Raw genomic sequence first — 17,522 nt, forward strand, 5'->3', positions numbered from 1 at the left:
CAAACCTGTATCGACAGACCTGCCCCAATCGCGAGCAAGCTTTGCTCCCACAGATTTCGGCATTTCTTCAGGTAAACCGCATCGTCTGGTTTTGCGACTGCTGCGCCCGAGACGTCGGACCGGCCGAGCGGGAGCAAGCTCCCTCGCCACGGGCGGTGTCTGGGCTGGCGTCATCGCGAGCAGGCTCGCTCCCACAGGGGATTGAGGCTGTTGCAGATACTCTGTTCACCGCCGCCCGGTGTGGGAGCGAGCTTGCTCGCGAGGAGGGTGTCACATTCAATATTGATGCAAGCTGACCCGCCGCTTTCGCGAGCAAGCCCGCTCCCACAGTACGTGGCGTTGGGCTGGATGTTCGGATCGACACTAACCCCTGTGGCGAGGGAGCTTGCTCCCGCTGGCCTGCGCAGCAGGCCCTCTGCATTTCCTCAGGCAAACCGCATCGTTCGGTTTTGCGGTCGCTGCGCAACCGAGCGGGAGCAAGCTCCCTCGCCACGGGGAGATGCATTATCAGGAAGCAAGTGGCCTCGCCTTGGCTTCATTTGCGCTTGAGCATCTCCGGTAACTGCGCCACCAACTTCTGGTTATTCAACGGCGCCCGAATAAACCCGCGTTGCTTGCCGTCCGGTCCAATCACGGCAAGGTTGCCGCTGTGATCGACGGTGTAGTTTGGCTTGCTGGTGTCCGCCGGAATAAAGGGAATGCTCACCGCATTGGCGAGTTTCTGTAGGTCTTCGACGGAGGCGGCGGTGAGGCCTTTGAACTGCGGGTCGAAGTAGCCCAGGTATTGCTTGAGCTGCTTGGGGGTGTCGCGGTTCGGGTCGACGCTCACCAGTACGATCTGCAACTTGGCCACCGCCTCGGGCGGCAGTTCGCTTTTGATCTGGCGCAGTTGGGCGAGGGTGGTTGGGCAGATGTCCGGGCAGAAGGTGTAGCCGAAGAACAGCAGGCTCCACTTGTCTTTCAGCCCATCCATCGCCACGGGCTGGCCGTCCTGGTCGGTCATTTTCACGTCCGGCAGGTTGCGGCTTTGCGGCAGCAGGATGATGCCGGCGTCGATCAATGCGGTCGGGTCACCCTGGCCTTTGCTGGACAGCACCTTGTTGATGGTCAGGCCGAGGATCAGTGCGATAACGGCCGCGAGGATGAAGACGGTTTTCTGGGTTCGAGTCATAGGCTCAACAGTAAGTAGTGATCAACGAGCAGGGCGATGAACAGCAGGAACAAGTACCAGATAGAGTACTTGAACGTATTGATCGCCGCGTGCGGCCGACTGCCACGGTACAACACCACGGCCCATTGCAGAAACCGGGCACCCAGCACTAGCGCACAAACCAGGTAGATCAACCCGCTCATCTGGATCACGAATGGCATCAGGCTCACCGCCAGCAGCACCAAGGTGTACAGCAGGATATGGATCTTGGTGTAGTGCTCGCCGTGGGTCACCGGCAGCATCGGAATGTCGGCCTTGGCGTATTCCTCCTTGCGATGAATCGCCAGGGCCCAGAAGTGCGGCGGCGTCCAGGCGAAGATGATCAACACCAGCAACAGCGGTTCGGCGCTGACGTGTCCGGTGGCCGCCACCCAGCCCAGCAGCGGCGGAGCGGCGCCGGCGAGGCCGCCGATGACGATGTTCTGCGGCGTTGCCCGCTTGAGGAAGCCGGTGTAGATCACGGCGTAACCGAGGAGCGAGGCGAGGGTCAGCCAGGCGGTCAGTGGGTTGGTAAAGATCAGCAACATGGCTTGCCCGGCGACGGCCAGTGCCAGGGCGAAAGTCAGTGCAGCGGCGGGCGAGACCCGCCCTTCGGCCAGCGGCCGCTTATGGGTGCGGGCCATCACCGCGTCGATACGCCGATCCACCACGTGGTTCACCGCGGCCGCGCCACCTGCGCACAGCGCGATGCCCAGGTTGCCGAATACAAGGACCGTCCACGGCACTCCGGCGCGGGTCGCGAGAAACATGCCGACCAGCGAGGTGATCAGCATCAATACCACCACTTTGGGCTTGGTCAGCTCCAGGTAATCGCGCCAGATCGCCTGGCTATGGCGTTCACCGGTCAAGGTTGCCATGGCATCTCTCCTTTAATCGTAATGGGGGCGACGCCGTGTTCGGGCGGATTGAAGCGCCAGCGCAGCGGGACGTGGTGCCGTACCCGGACCAGGCTGGTGCGGGCGTGATAATTGACCAGCACCAGGGTCAGCAGCAGGGCGGCGCCCCCGGCGTTGTGGGCCACGGCCACCGGCAGCGGCAGATGAAACACGACGTTGCTTATACCTAATGTAATTTGCGCGACCAGCGCGGTGAGGACCAGCCCCGCCAGTCGGGTCATGCCCACCGTCTTCAGTTGCCAAGCCAGCCCAAGCAGCACCACAGTCACCAGTAACGCGCCGATGCGATGGGTCACATGGATGGCGGTACGGGCGTCGCTGTCCAGTTGCCCGCCCAGGTAGTTCGGGCCGATGTGCTGGGTCAGGTGAAAGCCGTTGGCGAAATCGGCGGGCGGCATCCATTCACCATGGCAGGTGGGGAAGTCGATGCAGGCCACCGCGGCGTAGTTGGAACTGACCCAGCCGCCCAAGGCGATCTGGCCGATCACCAGCAGCAGCCCGGCCGTGGCCCAATGTTGCAGGCGCTTGGGCACGGTCAGCGCCGGCAACACGCCGGACAATCTCAGCGTGAGCAGAAACAGCAGGCTCAACGTCGCGAACCCGCCCAGCAGATGACCGGTGACGACTTGAGGCCAGAGCTTCAACGTCACGGTCCACATGCCGAACGCCGCTTGCGCGAACACAACGGCGAGGAGAAACAGTGGCAATTTCAATGGCAAGCCAGGGTGACGACGGTTCGTCCAGGCCCGGGCGGCCAGCGCGGCAATCATCAGCGCCAAGGCACCGGCGAAATACCGGTGGACCATCTCGTTCCAGCCTTTATGGGCCTCAACCGGGGCGTCGGGGAAATGCAATTCGGCATGGGCCAGTTGGGCTTCGCCCTTGGGTACGCTGATGAATCCGTAGCAACCCGGCCAGTCGGGGCAACCGAGGCCGGCGTGAGTCAGGCGGGTGTAGGCGCCTAACAGTACGACAATCAATGCCAGCAACGTGGCGAACAGCGCGAGGCGAAATCCAGGCTTGGCCATGTCGATGTCCTCATCCGATGTTCGACAGTTTCAGCAGGTGCCGCAGGTCGTTGAGCAAATCCTTGCCCTTGACCCGGGCGTCGTAGCGCAGCACCAGGTTGCTGTGGGGATCGATGATCCACAGCTGGGCGCCGCCGGAACCCTGGGCGCCTTTCTGATAGGCAGGCAGATCCAGCGGGTAGCGTTGCAGCTGGGGATATTCGCGCTGCAGCTGGGCGTCGTACTCGCTGTCCAGGGGTTGCGCGATGGCCAGGGCATGGCTGGCGCGGCCGGCTTCGCGGCCCAGGCCGATCTGCACTTGCCGGGCCAGGTAGACCAACTGGCGGCAGTCCACCGAGCACTCTTGAGGGGCCGTCACCAGGATCTGCCAGCGCTGCTCGTCGGCCTGCACGCCGATGTCGGCGCGGGACTGGCCGTTGCCGATCAACTCGCCGTGGTAGCTGCGGCTGTCGGGGACCCAGAACTGGAATTTGTACATGCCGGTGGCGAGGATCATCGGGCCGATCACGCCCAGCACAATCAACAGCAATTGCATGCGGCCCTTGCGGCGGCTGCGTGCATCGGGCGCTTCAGACGTGTTGGTTGGATTCATGGTGCTTCCCATGGTGTCTCCCTGCGTTGTGCCATCCGAGATAGAGGAAAAGGCCGAACAGCGCCGCCGCCATGGCGAACCACTGCACGGCATAGCCGAGGTGTTTTTCCGGACCCATGGCAACCACCGGCCAATCGGTCTGGTAGGCGCCGGGGCCGCTTTGTTGTCTTAGTTCGTAAGCGAAGCCGCCACGGTCCAGTTCTGCCCAGAGTTTCTGCGGTTCGATGGTGGTGACCAGCCGCGGCCACGGTGCGCTTGCCGGGTCGGCGTGAAGTTGGAACGTGGCGCCGGGTGCGACGTAGACCCAGGCTTGAAGGTCGACAGTCTGTTCAGGTGTGCTGAAGACTGGCGGGGTGCGGCGATCCGGCCAGGGCAGCCAGCCACGATTGACCAGCAGCCAAAGCCCGCTGGCGTGATCGAGGAACGGCTGCAGCAGTTCGACGCCCACCTTGCCGTCGTGCTGGCGGTTGTCCAGGAGCAGGCTGTGCTCGGCGTCGAATTGGCCACGCAGGCTGACCGGACGAAAGGCCGGATCCGTCGTATCCGAAAGCTCGACGCTGTTCATCGGCTTGGCCACGCGGCGCTCGGCATAAGTGTCCATGAGCACACGTTTCTGTTCGCCCCGGCTCATTTGCCAGAACCCCAGGCACACCATCACCGGCACCAGCACGGCCACCACGAGTGACGGCACGATGCCCGGCCGGAAGCCTTTCATGGCGCCGCCCTAAGGCTAATGAACGGGATAGCTATACTCACGTGCATCGCGTCCCCCCGGAGTGTTTCCAATGCTCAAAGCAGCCATCGCCCTGATGCTGATCGCCACGGTTGCCAGCCTGTTCAGCGGCTTGTTTTTTCTGGTCAAGGACCAAAGCGATTCCAATCGCCTGGTCATCGCCCTGGCAATTCGCGTGGCCTTGGCCGCTGTGACCGTCGGCTTGATTGCCTGGGGCTTTTTCAGCGGCCAGTTGGTGTCGCATGCTCCTTGGTAAAGAGTCGCCCTGATAATGGCTGCCTCAGAGTATGTAGACGAAGAAGAACAAGCCGATCCACACCACATCGACGAAGTGCCAGTACCAGCTCGCGGCCTCGAAGCCGAACTGATGCTCGTTGTCGAAGTGCCCCCGCATGATGCGCATCAGCATCACGAACAGGATGATCGTGCCGATGGTGACGTGGGCGCCGTGGAAACCGGTGAGCATGAAGAACGTCGCGCCGTAGATCCCCGAGCCCAACGTCAGGCCCAGCTCTTTATAGGCGTGGATGTATTCCTCGGCCTGGAAGCCCAGGAACGCGCAACCCAGCAGCACGGTGATCGCCAGCCACACCTTCAATGCGCCGCGATGGCCTTTTTTCAGGGCGTGGTGGGCGATGGTCACGGTGACGCTGGAACTGACCAGCAGGATGGTATTGAGCAGCGGCAAGCCCCAAGGGCTGATCACGTCCTTGGGCGGTGGGAAGAGTTTGGGATCCGGGTTGTTCAACAACGGCCAGACATATTCGAAGTTCGGCCACAGCATCTCCGACAAACCCTTGCTGCCTTCACCGGCCAGGCCGGGCGCCGACACCACCCGGACATAAAACAGCGCGCCGAAGAACGCGACGAAGAACATCACTTCGGAAAAGATGAACCAGCTCATGCCCCAGCGAAACGAGCGATCGAGCTGCGCGCTGTACAGCCCGGCGCGGCTTTCCTTGATGACGGCGCCAAACCAGCCGAACAACATGTAGGCCACCAACAGGCCGCCGACGAAAAAGATCAGCGGGCCGTTGGAGTCCGGGCGTGCCGCCTTCAGGTCGTTGAACCAGGTCGCCAGCCCATACACCGTGACGAACATCCCGACCGTGGCGATGATCGGCCATTTGCTCTGGGCCGGAACGTAGTAGTGCTCATGAGTTGCCATTTATTGTTCTCCTTATCGGGCACGCTATCGGTCAGTGTTTAGAGCCACCGGAGGATGACGAGCAGTGATATCGAACAGCGTGTAGGACAGCGTCAGATGCTTCACTTCCTTGGGCATGTCCCGGTCGACGATGAAGCGCATGGGCATCTCGATGCGTTCGCCGGGTTGCAGCACTTGCTGGGTAAAACAAAAACATTCGGTCTTGTGGAAATACGCCGCCGCCGTGCTCGGCGAGATGCTCGGAACTGCCTGGGCGCTCATCGGCCGGTCGGTGGGATTGTGGGCGACGAACACCATTTCGTTCACTGCCCCCGGCTTGACCACCAGTTGATCGCCCTTGGGGTAGAAATCCCAGACCATGTCCACTGCGTTGGTCGACAGGAATTGCACCCGCACCTGCCGTGATTCATCCACCGTCTGCACGCCTTCGTACTGCCCACCGGTCTTGCCGTTGATGCCGAACGCCTTGCACATCACGTCGTAGATCGGCACCAGGGCAAACCCGAAGATGAACATGGCCACCACTACCAGCAGCAGGCGGGTGACCAGTTTCTTCAGCGAGATTGAATCAGCCATGGTTCCCGCTCCTCCCCGAGAACCCTGTGGGAGCGAGCCTGCTCGCGATGGCGGCGACTCGGTGTGTCATACACACCGCTATCGCGAGCAGGCTCGCTCCCACACAAGGCCCCGGTGTCATCTATTTCACTTCCGGCGGCGTAGTAAACGTGTGATAGGGCGCCGGCGACGGCACGCTCCACTCCAGCCCTTCGGCGCCATCCCACGGCTTGGCCGGGGCTGGCTCGCCGCCGCGGATGGTCTTGATCACGATGAACAGGAAGAAGATCTGCGTGGTGCCGAACATGAACGCGCCGATGGACGAAACCATGTTGAAGTCGGCGAACTGCAGGTTGTAGTCGGGAATCCGCCGGGGCATGCCCGCCAGGCCCACGAAGTGCATCGGGAAGAACGCCATGTTCATGCCGATGAACGAGAGCCAGAAGTGCAGCTTGCCGAGGGTTTCGTCGTACATGTGGCCGGTCCATTTCGGCAGCCAGTAGTACGCCGAGGCGAAAATCCCGAAGATCGCGCCGGGCACCAGCACGTAGTGGAAATGCGCGACCACAAAGTAGGTGTCTTGGTACTGGAAGTCCGCCGGGGCGATGGCGAGCATGAGCCCGGAGAAGCCGCCGATTGAAAACAGGATCACGAACGCCACGGCGAACAGCATCGGCGTCTCGAAGGTCAGCGAGCCCTGCCACATGGTGCTGGCCCAGTTGAACACCTTCACCCCGGTGGGCACGGCGATCAGCAGGGTCGCGTACATGAAGAACAACTCGCCCACCAGCGGGATGCCGACCACGAACATGTGGTGCGCCCAGACGATGAACGACAGGAACGCAATGGCGGCCGTGGCGTAGACCATCGAGGTGTAGCCGAACAGTGGCTTGCGCGAGAACGCCGGGATGATCGAGCTGACGGCACCGAAGGCCGGCAGGATCATGATGTACACTTCGGGGTGGCCGAAGAACCAGAACACATGCTGGAACAGCACCGGGTCACCGCCGCCGGCGGCACTGAAGAAGCTGGTGCCGAAGTGGATGTCCATCAGCATCATCGTCACGCAGCCGGCCAGCACCGGCATGACTGCGATCAGCAAAAACGCGGTGATCAGCCAGGTCCAGACGAACAGCGGCATTTTCATCAAGGTCATGCCGGGGGCGCGCAGGTTGAGGATGGTGGCGACCACATTGATCGCGCCCATGATCGAGCTGATGCCCATCAGGTGGATGGCGAAGATGAAAAACGTCACGCTTTCCGGCGCATAGGTGGTGGACAGCGGCGCATAGAATGTCCAGCCGAAATTCGGCCCACCCCCCGGTGTGAACAGCGTCGAGACCAGCATCAGGAACGCCGCGGGCAACAGCCAGAAACTGAAGTTGTTCATGCGTGGCAGGGCCATGTCCGGCGCGCCGATCATCAGCGGCACCATCCAGTTGGCAAGGCCGACGAAGGCCGGCATCACCGCGCCGAAGACCATCACCAGGCCATGCATGGTGGTCATCTGGTTGAAGAACTCCGGCTGTACGATCTGCAAACCGGGCTGGAACAGCTCGGCGCGGATCACCATGGCGAACGAGCCGCCCAGCAGGAACATGGAGAACGCGAACCACAGGTACAGCGTGCCGATGTCCTTGTGGTTGGTGGTCAGCACCCAGCGCATCAGGCCCTTGGCGGGGCCGTGGGCGTGGTCGGCATGACCGTGGTCATCGATCACAGCACTCATGTCCTTTCTCCTTCGAACCAATGGGCTGGACGGCGCGGGGCAACGCGCCCCGACCGGTTGCGGGAACAGACGTCAGGCCGGCTCATTGGCTTTCTGCCTGTTTGAGTTCCAGCACTTCTTTAGGCGTGACCATGTCGCCCTTGTTGTTGCCCCAGGCGTTGCGTTCATAGGTCACGACCGCCGCGATATCGACTTCCGACAACTGTTTGCCGAACGCCGCCATGGAGGTGCCGGGCTTGCCATGGAAGACGATGTTCAAGTGATCCTTGATTGGCCCGGTGGCGATTTTCGAGCCCTTGAGCGCCGGGAACATCGGCGGCAAGCCCTGGCCTTCGGCCTGGTGACATGCCACGCATGTGGTGTGGTAGACCTTGTCGCCACGCTCGACGAGTTCTTCGCGCGTCCACTCCTTGCTGGTCAACTCTTTAAGCTGCGCGGCTTCGGCCTTGCGTTCGCCCAGCCATTTCTCGTAGTCGGGTTTGCTCTTGACCTCTACCACGATCGGCATGAAGCCATGGTCCTTGCCACACAACTCGGCGCATTGGCCGCGATAGATGCCGGGCTTGTCGACGCGGGTCCAGGCTTCGTTGACGAACCCTGGAATAGCGTCGCGCTTGACCGCGAAGGCCGGCACCCACCAGGAGTGGATCACGTCGGCGGAGGTCACCAGAAAGCGCACCTTGGCATCGACCGGCAGCACCAGCGGCTTGTCGACTTCCAGCAGGTAGTGCTCGCCCTTGGTGCTCTGGTTGTTGATCTGTTCGGCGGGGGTCGCCAGGTTGCTGAAGAACTCGACGTCCTGGCCCAGGTATTTGTAGTGCCACTTCCATTGATAGCCGGTGACCTGGATGTCGATCTCCGACTCGCTGGAGTCGTACATCTTGATCAGCGTGGCTGTGGCAGGGATCGCCATCAGCACCAGGATCAGGAAGGGCACGATGGTCCAGAGGATTTCGACGCGGGTGTTTTCGTGGAAGTGCGCGGCATTCTGGCCGGTTGAGCGGCGGTGCATCATCATCGACCAGAACATGGCGCCGAAGACGATGATGCCGATGACCACACAGATCCAGAAAATGGTCATGTGAAGGTCGAACACTGCATTGCTGATCTGTGTCGCTCCAGGCGCCATATTCACAGTCCAGGCCGCTTGCGCCTGACTGAAAATCGACCACAACAGGAGGCCCATCCATACGTGTGGATGTCGCGTCATTGCGGGTTCCCCTTATCGTTCTTGTTATCCCGTAGGCGTAACGCCTGCGGCAAGGGATCGGCTTTTCAGACTGCTTAATTGACTCGCCGCGCCTTGCTGCACATGCAATCGGGTGTCATCAGCTAACTCCATTCCAACCCGAGTATAGACAGCACCTGCAACCTCGCAACGCGACGGCGTAAATCGTTTGAAACAGCCGGGGCTTGCGCTAGAGCCCATGAATGGAGAAGGATGCGTACTGAGTGATGGCAAACCGATATAACGGCGACGTATCAGGGAAGGGGCGGTTATGAAAAATAGGTCTTAGGAGTCAATGCGCGCCAGCTAAGTTATGTCATTCCTATTTCATTGCCTGTTGTTTTCCTGGAGTTGTCATGAACACCGCCGCATTGCGCGAGCAGATCCAAAAAGCCCTGCAACATGAGGCCGAGACCGGCCTGTTGAGCCGTCAGTTGACGGCGCAGTTACCAACGCTGCACCCCGCCATTCAGTTGCCGGATGCGAACGCCAATGACGTCCTGGCGAGATTTGTCGCCGCCTACATCAACGAAGTGCCTGACCTGCTGGATGCAGCCAATGTCGTTGCCAGGGAGGCGGGTATCGAGTCGCAAATCAAACCCGTACTGAAAATTGCCGAGCAGTACTTTCTCCAGCCACCGACCATCACGGCCGGGCATGTCGGGCTCAACAGCCTGCTCGACGAAGCCTATCTGGCGCACCGGTTCGTCGAAGAGGTGAACGACCTCTACATCAAGCATTTCGGCCAGCCGCTGATTCCGTTGGACATGACGGTCGCCAACCTGATCGCCCACCAATTGATCGGTGAGGCGTTTGCCAACCAGCTCGATGAAGTGGTGCATCACACGTTCGATGAGTTGCTCAACGACGAGACGTTTGCGTTGGAGTCGGTGGAAGCCTATCGCGAGAAGCTCAGCAGCCCGGAGACCGGCGCGGCCTGGAAGCGCTGGCCGTGCATGTCCCGTCGCTTGGGCGTGGGCCTGGAGCTGGATCAGCCGGCGGCTTGATCTATCGGGGACGCATAACTCCCCTGTCGGAGCGAGCTTGCTCGCGATTGCATTGGGTCAGCCACAGTGTAGTGGACTGACACGCCGCCATCGCGAGCAAGCTCGCTCCCACATTGAGTTTGTGGTCTTCAAGAATTATCTGCCCTACACCCAGCTCCTTTGGGAGTGAGCTGTCAGGCAGAGGCTGCGCCAACCCCCACCGTCGTGCGCAACCGCCCTTCCAACCGGCGCTTGAGCCCGCGGGATTCAATCAGCAGCTTCGAACCCTTGCTGGCGTTCGCCCGGCCCCATTCTTCGAGCAACTCCAGGCACGAGTGATCGATGTAGCTCAGGTTATTGAGCGGCACATGCACCGTCGCGCCTTCGGGAATGGTACCCAGTACCTGGGTCAAGGCCGGAACCTTGAGGAAGGTTGCCGCACCCACCAATCGCAGTTCCATCTCGCCTTCCTGCGGCAGGTCGATCAGGCTGATTTTCAGGCGCGAAGCTTTCCAGGCCAGCTTCACCAGGGTCAGGCCGAAACCGACCAGTACACCGGTCAACAGGTCGGTGAAGATGATTGCCAGTGCCGTTGCGGCATAGGTGAACATGGGCATCCGCCCATAACGACCGAGGCTGCGGAACGCCTTGATGTCCACCAGCTTGAAACCGGTATAGACCAGCACACCCGCCAGGCTCGCCACCGGAATGCTTTGCAGCACGCTCGACAGCAACAGCACGAACAGCAGCAACCACAAGCCGTGGAAGATCGTCGACATCCGCGTGGTCGCGCCGGCCTGGACATTGGCCGAGCTGCGCACGATCACGCCGGTCATGGGCAAGGCGCCGAGCAGGCCGCAGAGCATGTTGCCGATACCTTGCGCCGACAATTCCCGGTCGAAATCCGCCCGTTCGCCGCTGTGCATGCGGTCCACGGCGGCCGCCGACAGCAGGGTTTCGGCGCTGGCGATGAAGGCGACCGCGAAGGCCGCGATCAGCAGCGTTGGATCGGCCAGGTTCAGCAGATCCGCCGGGCGCAGCCAGTCGATGGCTTCGGCCATGTTTTCCGGGACTTCCACGCGCTTGACCTGCAACGCCAGCAGCAGGCTCGCGACGGTTGCCAGGCCGACGCCCAGCAGCGCGCCAGGAATGAAGCGCAGGCTATGGGGCCGGAACTTTTCCCATAGCCACATCACCGCGATCGTCGAAAGGCCCAGCAAGCCGGCCTGCCAGCCGAACGACGGCAAGGCCTGGGCGACTGCCGCAGGGAATGCCGCCAGGTTGTCCAGGCCGGAAGGCTTGGGCGCTGCGTCGAGCATCACATGGACCTGGGACAACACGATCAGCACGCCGATACCGGCGAGCATGCCGTACACCACCGCAGGCGCGGTGACCCGGAACCAGCACCCGAGGCGAAAGCGTCCGGCCAACAGTTGCAGAAGGCCGGCCAACAACAGGATCGGCCCGAGCATGGCCACGCCGTGCTGGCGCACCAGTTCGAAAACCAACACCGCCAACCCGGCGGCCGGACCGCTGACTTGCAGCTTGGAGCCCGCCAGAAAACCCACCACCAAACCACCGATGATCCCGGTAATCAGGCCCTTGGCCGGTGGCAGGCCTGATGCGATGGCAATGCCCATGCACAATGGCAGCGCCACGAGGAATACAACCACCGAAGCCAACAGCTCCCGTGGCAGAACAGCTTTTAATTGAGCAGCACGCATGGCGACTCTCCAGAAGTTTCTTCAGGCATGGCGAGGCCCTACCGCCTCAATAGCGGTAAGGCTGAACCATACAAGGATGATTAGGAGTGGTTTTAGAAGCGCGCTTTGGGCGTCGCCACCGGTATCGGATGGCTGCCATCGAGCGGCAGGAAACAGCCCCGGTCCGCGTCAAAGGCTTTGATCTCGCTGGTCTCGATGTTGTACACCCAGCCATGGATGAACAACTGGCCGCTGGCCATGCGAGAAGCCACCGAGGGGTGCGTTCGCAAATGCTGCAACTGCGCGATCACGTTCTCTTCGGTGAGGACAGGCATGGTCTGCTTCTCGTCACCGCACGGGCAGTTGTCATGGACCATGGTCTTGGCGACTTCGGCGTGGCGCAGCCAGGCCTTGACCGTCGGCATTTTTTCCAGGGTATCGGGGTTGAGCACGGCACGCATGGCGCCGCAATCGGAGTGGCCGCAGACGATGATGTGCTGCACGCCGAGGGCGAGCACGGCGTATTCGATGGCGGTGGAAACACCGCCGTTCATCTGGCCGTAAGGCGGAACGACGTTGCCGACGTTACGGGTCACGAACAGGTCGCCAGGAGAGCTATGGGTGATCAACTCGGGCACGATGCGCGAATCGGCGCAGGTGATGAACATCGCCCGGGGCTTCTGGGCGGTGGCGAGTTTCTTGAAGAGCTCTTCCTGCTGGGGAAAGATCTCGTGATGGAAATGCAAAAAGCCGTCAACAATGTGCTGCAGCGCTGCATCGGCGGTTTCCGCCTGGGGTTGGGCTGAAGCCGACGCAGCCAACGGCTGTTTATCCTTGTCACTCATGATTCATCCTCTTTGAGACGCCAGTGGCTGGTTAAAAAACATCCAGGTCGAAAGGCTCGACCCGTCAGTCACTCGATGAACAAGGTAGCGGCCGAAACTTAACTCAAACTGAATGGAAGGCTCTAGAACGCATATTAGGAGGCGTAAACAAAGCGCCAGGGATGTTTGCGCCGCACCATCTCCAAAGATCAATTTAAAGCGAACTGTATTTAAATCAATGACATCTGTCGCCCCGGCGGACAGAAGGCATCGCAATCAAGATCGTAACCGTCGCGTCGATCCATTCCCAATCGCTTAATCGTTTTAGCGAAACGCTGCGCCAGCAGATCGGCAAACGGGCCTTCGCCGCGCATCCGTACGCCAAACCGGCTGTCGTACAGCTCACCGCCGCGACTCTGGCGCACCAGGCTCAACACATGGGCGGCGCGCTGCGGGTAGTGCGCCTGCAACCACTCCTCGAACAGCGGCGCCACCTCCAGTGGCAGGCGCAACATGACATAAGCGGCGGTCTGCGCGCCGGCGGCATGGGCTTCGGCCAGCAGGCTTTCGATCTCGCTGTCGTTGATCATCGGAATCATTGGCGCACACAGCACCCCCACCTTGATACCCGCCTCGCGCATGACCCTTATGGCCCGAAGCCGTGCGCTGGGCGCGGCCGCGCGGGGTTCGAGAATGCGCTTGAGCTCATCGTCCAGCGTGGTGAGGCTGATCATCACGTGTACGAGGCGTTGCCGGGCCAGTTCGGTCAACAGGTCCAGGTCCCGCAGGATCAACGAGCCTTTGGTGACGATGGTCACCGGGTGCCGATGACGCAGCAACACCTCGAGAATCCGCCGGGTAATGCGTTGCTCGCGTTCGATCGGCTGGTAGGGGTCGGTGTTGGAACCCAGGGCGATCGGCGCGCACTGGTAGCCGCGCCGGGCCAATTGTTGCTCCAGCACGTCGGCGGCGTTGGTCTTGGCGATCAGCTTCGTTTCGAAATCGAGCCCGGGCGACATGTCCCAGTAGGCATGGCTGGGCCTGGCATAACAATAGATGCAACCGTGTTCGCAGCCTCGGTAGGGGTTGATCGAGCGATCGAAAGGGATGTCGGTGGAAGTGTTGCGGGTGATGATGGTCTTGGCGGTTTCGATGCGTACTTCGGTGCCCTGGGTCGGCGGTACTTCCTGGTACCAGCCATCATCCTCGGCCACCGAACGGCTTGGGGCGAAACGGTTATGCGGATTGGTGGCGGTGCCGCGGCCACGGGGCGGAAGAGGGACGGACATGGGCAATACTCCGAAAGCTGTATGTGCATACAGTATTCGTTGATTGCCATTGCGGCCAGTGCCATTGGGCGGGTTCTATGGATAAGCGAGTCGCCTCAGCGCAACCCATAGTCCAGCACAATCCCCACGAAAATCGCCAACCCGGCCCAATGGTTGTGCAAGAACGCCTTAAAGCAGCGCATCCGATCCTTGCTGCGGGTGTACCAGAACTCCCAGGCGAAACACGCGGCAGCGGCCACCAATCCCAGGTGAAACCAGCCACCGAGCTTGAATGTCGACCCGGCCAGCAACAGGCAAGCCAGGGCCAGGCCTTGCAGCGTGAGGATGATCACCCGGTCGGCATCGCCGAACAGGATCGCCGTGGATTTCACGCCAATTTTCAAATCATCGTCCCGGTCGGTCATGGCGTAATAGGTGTCGTAGCCCACCGTCCACAGCAGGTTGGCGATGTACAGCAACCAGGCGGCCGCCGGCAGATGGCCGGTTTCGGCGGTGAAGGCCATCGGCATGCCCCACGAAAACGCCGCGCCCAGCACCACTTGGGGGTAATAGGTATAGCGCTTCATGAACGGGTAGCTGAAGGCCAAAGCCAACCCGCCCAAGGACAACAGAATCGTCGGCGCATTGGTGCACAGCACCAGCAGGAAGCTCACGCTCATCAACACCGCGAAGAACACCAGCGCTTCCCTGGAGCTGATCTTGCCGCTCACCAATGGACGCTGTTCGGTGCGCTTGACGTGGCCGTCCACCTTGCGGTCGGCCCAGTCGTTGATCACGCAGCCGCCGGCACGGGTCAGTACCACGCCGAGAATAAAAATCACGATGTTGGCCAGGGATGGCGAACCCTCACCGGCGATCCACAGCGCCCACAACGTCGGCCACAGCAGCAGATAAATACCGATGGGCTTGTCCATGCGCGTCAGTTGCACGAAGTCCCAGGCCCGCGGATTGAGGCGGTTCAAGGATTTGAGCAGTTGCACGTACATCAGCAATTCTCCGAATAGGCGCGGGCGACTGTCCACATGCTTGGCAGAAACACCTCCGCCACCAGTACGCTCAACGTGCCGCGATCAAAACGTGAACGACGGCCCCACAACGCGGTGGCGCGAACCTCTGCCGGCAACCATTCGCTCGGGTAGTGGCAGACCTCGATCGCCCGACGCTGGAACGCCTGGTCACAAAACAGCAGCTCGCCCAACGAGCGGCTGCCCAGTTCGTCCATCTGCAAGCCGTCGCCCTGCAACGCGCTGCGCGCCGCCACGCTGCGGGCAAACACCCAAGGCTGGCCGTGGCCGCGCAGGTACACCTCGCGCACCCAGCCCTCGCTGCCCTCGGCCAGGTCCAGCGCGGCACACTCATCGGCGCGCAACGGCTGCCAGCCTTCGAACAGCGGCGTCACGCTGAAGTGATCGTCCGACAGGCCGGTCAGGCGCCGGGTCAGGGAGCCTTCGTCAAACAGCCAGTCCATGACGCACGCATCCGGGCGGGGCGACAGCAGGTGTTGGGGCAGCCATTGGAGTGTAGGAAATATCGAATTTGTAGGCGGCACAGGGGTCTTGAATGGCAGCAAATGAGGCCGCGAGCTTACCATGCCGGTCGGCGATTTTGGCCGAGCCAACCCGCCGTCGCGCCGATGCCGCTTGCATCTGTCGCGACCGATCAGTACAAAACGGCCCTGAGCCGGAAAATACCGGCCAAGCCTGACATCTTGAGGAAGTATTGGAATGAAGAAGTGGCAATGTATTGTCTGTGGCCTGATCTACAACGAAGCTGACGGTTGGCCTGACGATGGCATCGCACCCGGCACTCGCTGGGAAGACGTACCGCAAGACTGGCTGTGCCCGGACTGCGGCGTCGGCAAAATGGATTTCGAAATGATCGAAATCAACTGATCGTTTCACCAAACGGAGAGCAACATGAGCGCACCTGTCGTTATCGTCGGCACTGGCCTGGCCGGTTACAACCTGGCCCGGGAATTTCGCAAGCTCGACAGCGAAACCCCGTTGCTGCTGATAACCGCGGACGACGGCCGCTCCTACTCCAAGCCGATGCTCTCCACGGGCTTCGGCAAGAACAAAGACGCCGATGGCCTGAGCATGGCCGAGCCAGGCGCGATGGCCGAGCAACTGAATGCCGAGGTACGCACCCACACGCGCATCAGCGGCATCGACCCGGGCCACAAGCGCCTGTGGATCGGCGAAGAAGCGGTGAGCTATCGCGACTTGGTGCTGGCCTGGGGCGCTGAAACCGTGCGCGTGCCGGTGCAAGGCGACGCGGCGGACCTGATTTTTCCCATCAACGACCTGGAAGACTACGCCCGCTTTCGCGCCGCCGCCGCTGGCAAGCGCCGGGTGCTGCTGCTAGGCGCCGGCCTGATCGGCTGCGAATTTGCCAACGACCTGATCCTGGGTGGCTATGAAGTAGAACTGGTCGCCCCATGCGAGCAAGTCATGCCGACGCTGCTGCACCCGGCGGCCGCCGCAGCGGTACAGGCCGGGTTGGAAAGCCTTGGCGCGCGGTTCCACCTCGGCCCGGTGCTCAATCGCCTGCAACGGGTGGCCGACGGTTTGGAAGCGCACCTATCGGACGGCCAAGTGATCGCCTGCGACCTGGTGATCTCGGCCATCGGTCTGCGCCCGCGCATCGACCTGGCGGCCGCCGCCGGCCTGGTGGTCAATCGCGGCGTCGTGGTGGATCGTCATCTGATGACTTCCCACGCCAATATCTACGCCTTGGGCGACTGCGCCGAAGTCGATGGCTTGAACCTGCTCTACGTGATGCCGCTGATGAGTTGCGCGCGCGCCCTGGCCCAAACCCTGGCCGGCAACCCCACCGCCGTAGGCTACGGCGCCATGCCGATCACGGTGAAAACCCCGGTGTGCCCATTGGTGGTTTCGCCGCCACCACGGGGTAGCGAAGGCGTGTGGAGCGTCGAAGGGCAAGGCGCCGACATCAAGGCCCTGTGCCGCGACGCCCAAGGCAATCTGCTGGGCTACGCCCTGACCGGCGCGGCGGTGATGGAAAAACTGGCGTTGAACAAGCAGCTTCCAGCCCTGCTGGCGTAAATACTGGCCGTTCTGTCATAAATAACCTGCTTTTGAGGGCACAAACCCCCGCCGGCCACTGGCGCCGGTTGCGGCCCCGTGCCATCCTCACTCCCGTCTGCCGCAGAGTAGAGCCTGCGGCGCCTTAGGGGGTGTTCCGAAGAGAACAGCCCGGACATAACAACAAAAAAACCGTCAAAGGGGCTTCATTCATGCGTAAACCAGAACTCGCTGCCGCCATCGCGGAAAAAGCAGACCTCACCAAAGAACAAGCCAACCGCGTCCTCAACGCCGTCCTCGAAGAAATCACCGGCGCCCTGCACCGCAAGGACAGCGTCACCCTGGTCGGCTTCGGCACCTTCCTGCAACGCCACCGCGGCGCCCGCACCGGCAAGAACCCACAAACCGGCGAGCCAGTGAAGATCAAGGCCAGCAACACCGTTGCGTTCAAGCCGGGCAAGTCCTTGAAGGACAGCGTTAACCCGTAATCGCGGCGAGTACCTCTGACGAGGGAAGGAAGCGGCAACAAAAAAGGCA

19 protein-coding genes are annotated in these 17,522 nt (G+C 61.6%); 5 read left to right on the top strand and 14 right to left on the bottom strand.

Annotated elements, in window-relative coordinates; genetic code table 11:
- Nucleotides 1–535 precede the first annotated feature (535 nt).
- Genes J3Q04_RS00500 through J3Q04_RS00520 form a run of 5 tightly spaced genes read right to left on the bottom strand, consistent with a single transcriptional unit; the run spans nt 536 to nt 4,441 of the window.
- Nucleotides 536–1,171: an SCO family protein gene (locus J3Q04_RS00500; protein ID WP_434608609.1), complete on the bottom strand. Its 636-nt coding sequence runs from the start codon at nt 1,169–1,171 to the stop codon at nt 536–538.
- Complete coding sequence (cyoE, locus tag J3Q04_RS00505) at nt 1,168–2,067, bottom strand: heme o synthase (protein ID WP_420765987.1); 900 nt, start codon at nt 2,065–2,067, stop codon at nt 1,168–1,170. Before cyoE ends, J3Q04_RS00500 begins: the two co-directional genes overlap by 4 nt.
- Nucleotides 2,055–3,134 (bottom strand): COX15/CtaA family protein, encoded by a 1,080-nt coding sequence (locus tag J3Q04_RS00510; protein ID WP_420765986.1) that lies wholly within the window; start codon nt 3,132–3,134, stop codon nt 2,055–2,057. The genes cyoE and J3Q04_RS00510 overlap by 13 nt, the downstream gene beginning before the upstream one ends.
- A gap of 10 nt (nt 3,135–3,144) precedes the next feature.
- A complete protein-coding gene (locus J3Q04_RS00515; protein ID WP_434608607.1) occupies nt 3,145–3,738 on the bottom strand; it encodes a hypothetical protein in 594 nt (197 codons plus the stop codon).
- Complete coding sequence (locus J3Q04_RS00520) at nt 3,704–4,441, bottom strand: SURF1 family protein (protein WP_434608605.1); 738 nt, start codon at nt 4,439–4,441, stop codon at nt 3,704–3,706. Before J3Q04_RS00520 ends, J3Q04_RS00515 begins: the two co-directional genes overlap by 35 nt.
- A 70-nt stretch (nt 4,442–4,511) precedes the next feature.
- Here J3Q04_RS00520 and J3Q04_RS00525 point away from each other — a divergent pair, with 70 nt between their 5' ends.
- Nucleotides 4,512–4,715 carry a twin transmembrane helix small protein gene (locus tag J3Q04_RS00525; protein ID WP_420765983.1) on the top strand — a complete coding sequence of 68 codons (204 nt, stop codon included), beginning with the start codon at nt 4,512–4,514 and terminating at the stop codon, nt 4,713–4,715.
- A gap of 24 nt (nt 4,716–4,739) precedes the next feature.
- Here the strand turns inward: J3Q04_RS00525 and J3Q04_RS00530 are convergent, their stop codons facing one another.
- From J3Q04_RS00530 to coxB, 4 genes are all read right to left on the bottom strand, one after another.
- The gene (locus tag J3Q04_RS00530; RefSeq protein ID WP_420765982.1) at nt 4,740–5,627 is read right to left on the bottom strand and encodes a cytochrome c oxidase subunit 3; all 888 of its coding nucleotides are present in this window, start codon (nt 5,625–5,627) and stop codon (nt 4,740–4,742) included.
- A gap of 24 nt (nt 5,628–5,651) precedes the next feature.
- A complete protein-coding gene (locus J3Q04_RS00535) occupies nt 5,652–6,203 on the bottom strand; it encodes a cytochrome c oxidase assembly protein (protein ID WP_420765981.1) in 552 nt (183 codons plus the stop codon).
- A gap of 121 nt (nt 6,204–6,324) precedes the next feature.
- Nucleotides 6,325–7,911 (bottom strand): cytochrome c oxidase subunit I, encoded by a 1,587-nt coding sequence (gene ctaD, locus J3Q04_RS00540; protein ID WP_420765980.1) that lies wholly within the window; start codon nt 7,909–7,911, stop codon nt 6,325–6,327.
- An 82-nt stretch (nt 7,912–7,993) separates the two neighbouring features.
- Complete coding sequence (coxB, locus tag J3Q04_RS00545) at nt 7,994–9,121, bottom strand: cytochrome c oxidase subunit II (RefSeq protein ID WP_434608602.1); 1,128 nt, start codon at nt 9,119–9,121, stop codon at nt 7,994–7,996.
- A gap of 374 nt (nt 9,122–9,495) precedes the next feature.
- Here coxB and J3Q04_RS00550 point away from each other — a divergent pair, with 374 nt between their 5' ends.
- Entirely contained in the window at nt 9,496–10,146 is a 651-nt protein-coding gene (locus tag J3Q04_RS00550) for a hypothetical protein (RefSeq protein ID WP_434608600.1), read from the top strand.
- 173 nt (nt 10,147–10,319) lie between these two features.
- Here J3Q04_RS00550 and J3Q04_RS00555 read toward each other — a convergent pair whose 3' ends face one another.
- From J3Q04_RS00555 to J3Q04_RS00575, 5 genes are all read right to left on the bottom strand, one after another.
- On the bottom strand, nt 10,320–11,849 hold the full coding sequence (locus J3Q04_RS00555; RefSeq protein WP_420765977.1) for a SulP family inorganic anion transporter: 1,530 nt from the start codon (nt 11,847–11,849) through the stop codon (nt 10,320–10,322).
- 92 nt (nt 11,850–11,941) lie between these two features.
- Nucleotides 11,942–12,673 (bottom strand): carbonic anhydrase, encoded by a 732-nt coding sequence (locus tag J3Q04_RS00560; protein WP_420765976.1) that lies wholly within the window; start codon nt 12,671–12,673, stop codon nt 11,942–11,944.
- A 209-nt stretch (nt 12,674–12,882) separates the two neighbouring features.
- The gene (locus tag J3Q04_RS00565; protein WP_434608597.1) at nt 12,883–13,941 is read right to left on the bottom strand and encodes a PA0069 family radical SAM protein; all 1,059 of its coding nucleotides are present in this window, start codon (nt 13,939–13,941) and stop codon (nt 12,883–12,885) included.
- Between the two features lie 95 nt (nt 13,942–14,036).
- Complete coding sequence (gene ubiA, locus J3Q04_RS00570) at nt 14,037–14,927, bottom strand: 4-hydroxybenzoate octaprenyltransferase (RefSeq protein WP_434561390.1); 891 nt, start codon at nt 14,925–14,927, stop codon at nt 14,037–14,039.
- Complete coding sequence (locus J3Q04_RS00575; RefSeq protein ID WP_434608595.1) at nt 14,927–15,490, bottom strand: chorismate--pyruvate lyase family protein; 564 nt, start codon at nt 15,488–15,490, stop codon at nt 14,927–14,929. The genes ubiA and J3Q04_RS00575 overlap by 1 nt, the downstream gene beginning before the upstream one ends.
- A gap of 175 nt (nt 15,491–15,665) precedes the next feature.
- Here J3Q04_RS00575 and J3Q04_RS00580 point away from each other — a divergent pair, with 175 nt between their 5' ends.
- The 3 genes from J3Q04_RS00580 (at nt 15,666) to J3Q04_RS00590 (ending at nt 17,473) form a co-directional block, all read left to right on the top strand.
- Nucleotides 15,666–15,833 (top strand): rubredoxin, encoded by a 168-nt coding sequence (locus J3Q04_RS00580; RefSeq protein ID WP_420765972.1) that lies wholly within the window; start codon nt 15,666–15,668, stop codon nt 15,831–15,833.
- A 24-nt stretch (nt 15,834–15,857) separates the two neighbouring features.
- The gene (locus J3Q04_RS00585; RefSeq protein WP_434608592.1) at nt 15,858–17,006 is read left to right on the top strand and encodes an NAD(P)/FAD-dependent oxidoreductase; all 1,149 of its coding nucleotides are present in this window, start codon (nt 15,858–15,860) and stop codon (nt 17,004–17,006) included.
- 191 nt (nt 17,007–17,197) lie between these two features.
- Nucleotides 17,198–17,473, top strand: a complete 276-nt coding sequence (locus tag J3Q04_RS00590; protein ID WP_003213368.1) for an HU family DNA-binding protein — start codon at nt 17,198–17,200, stop codon at nt 17,471–17,473.
- Nucleotides 17,474–17,522: the final 49 nt, after the last annotated feature.

This window comes from Pseudomonas sp. D4-21, assembly GCF_051132125.1.
In the GTDB taxonomy this organism is placed as follows: domain Bacteria; phylum Pseudomonadota; class Gammaproteobacteria; order Pseudomonadales; family Pseudomonadaceae; genus Aquipseudomonas.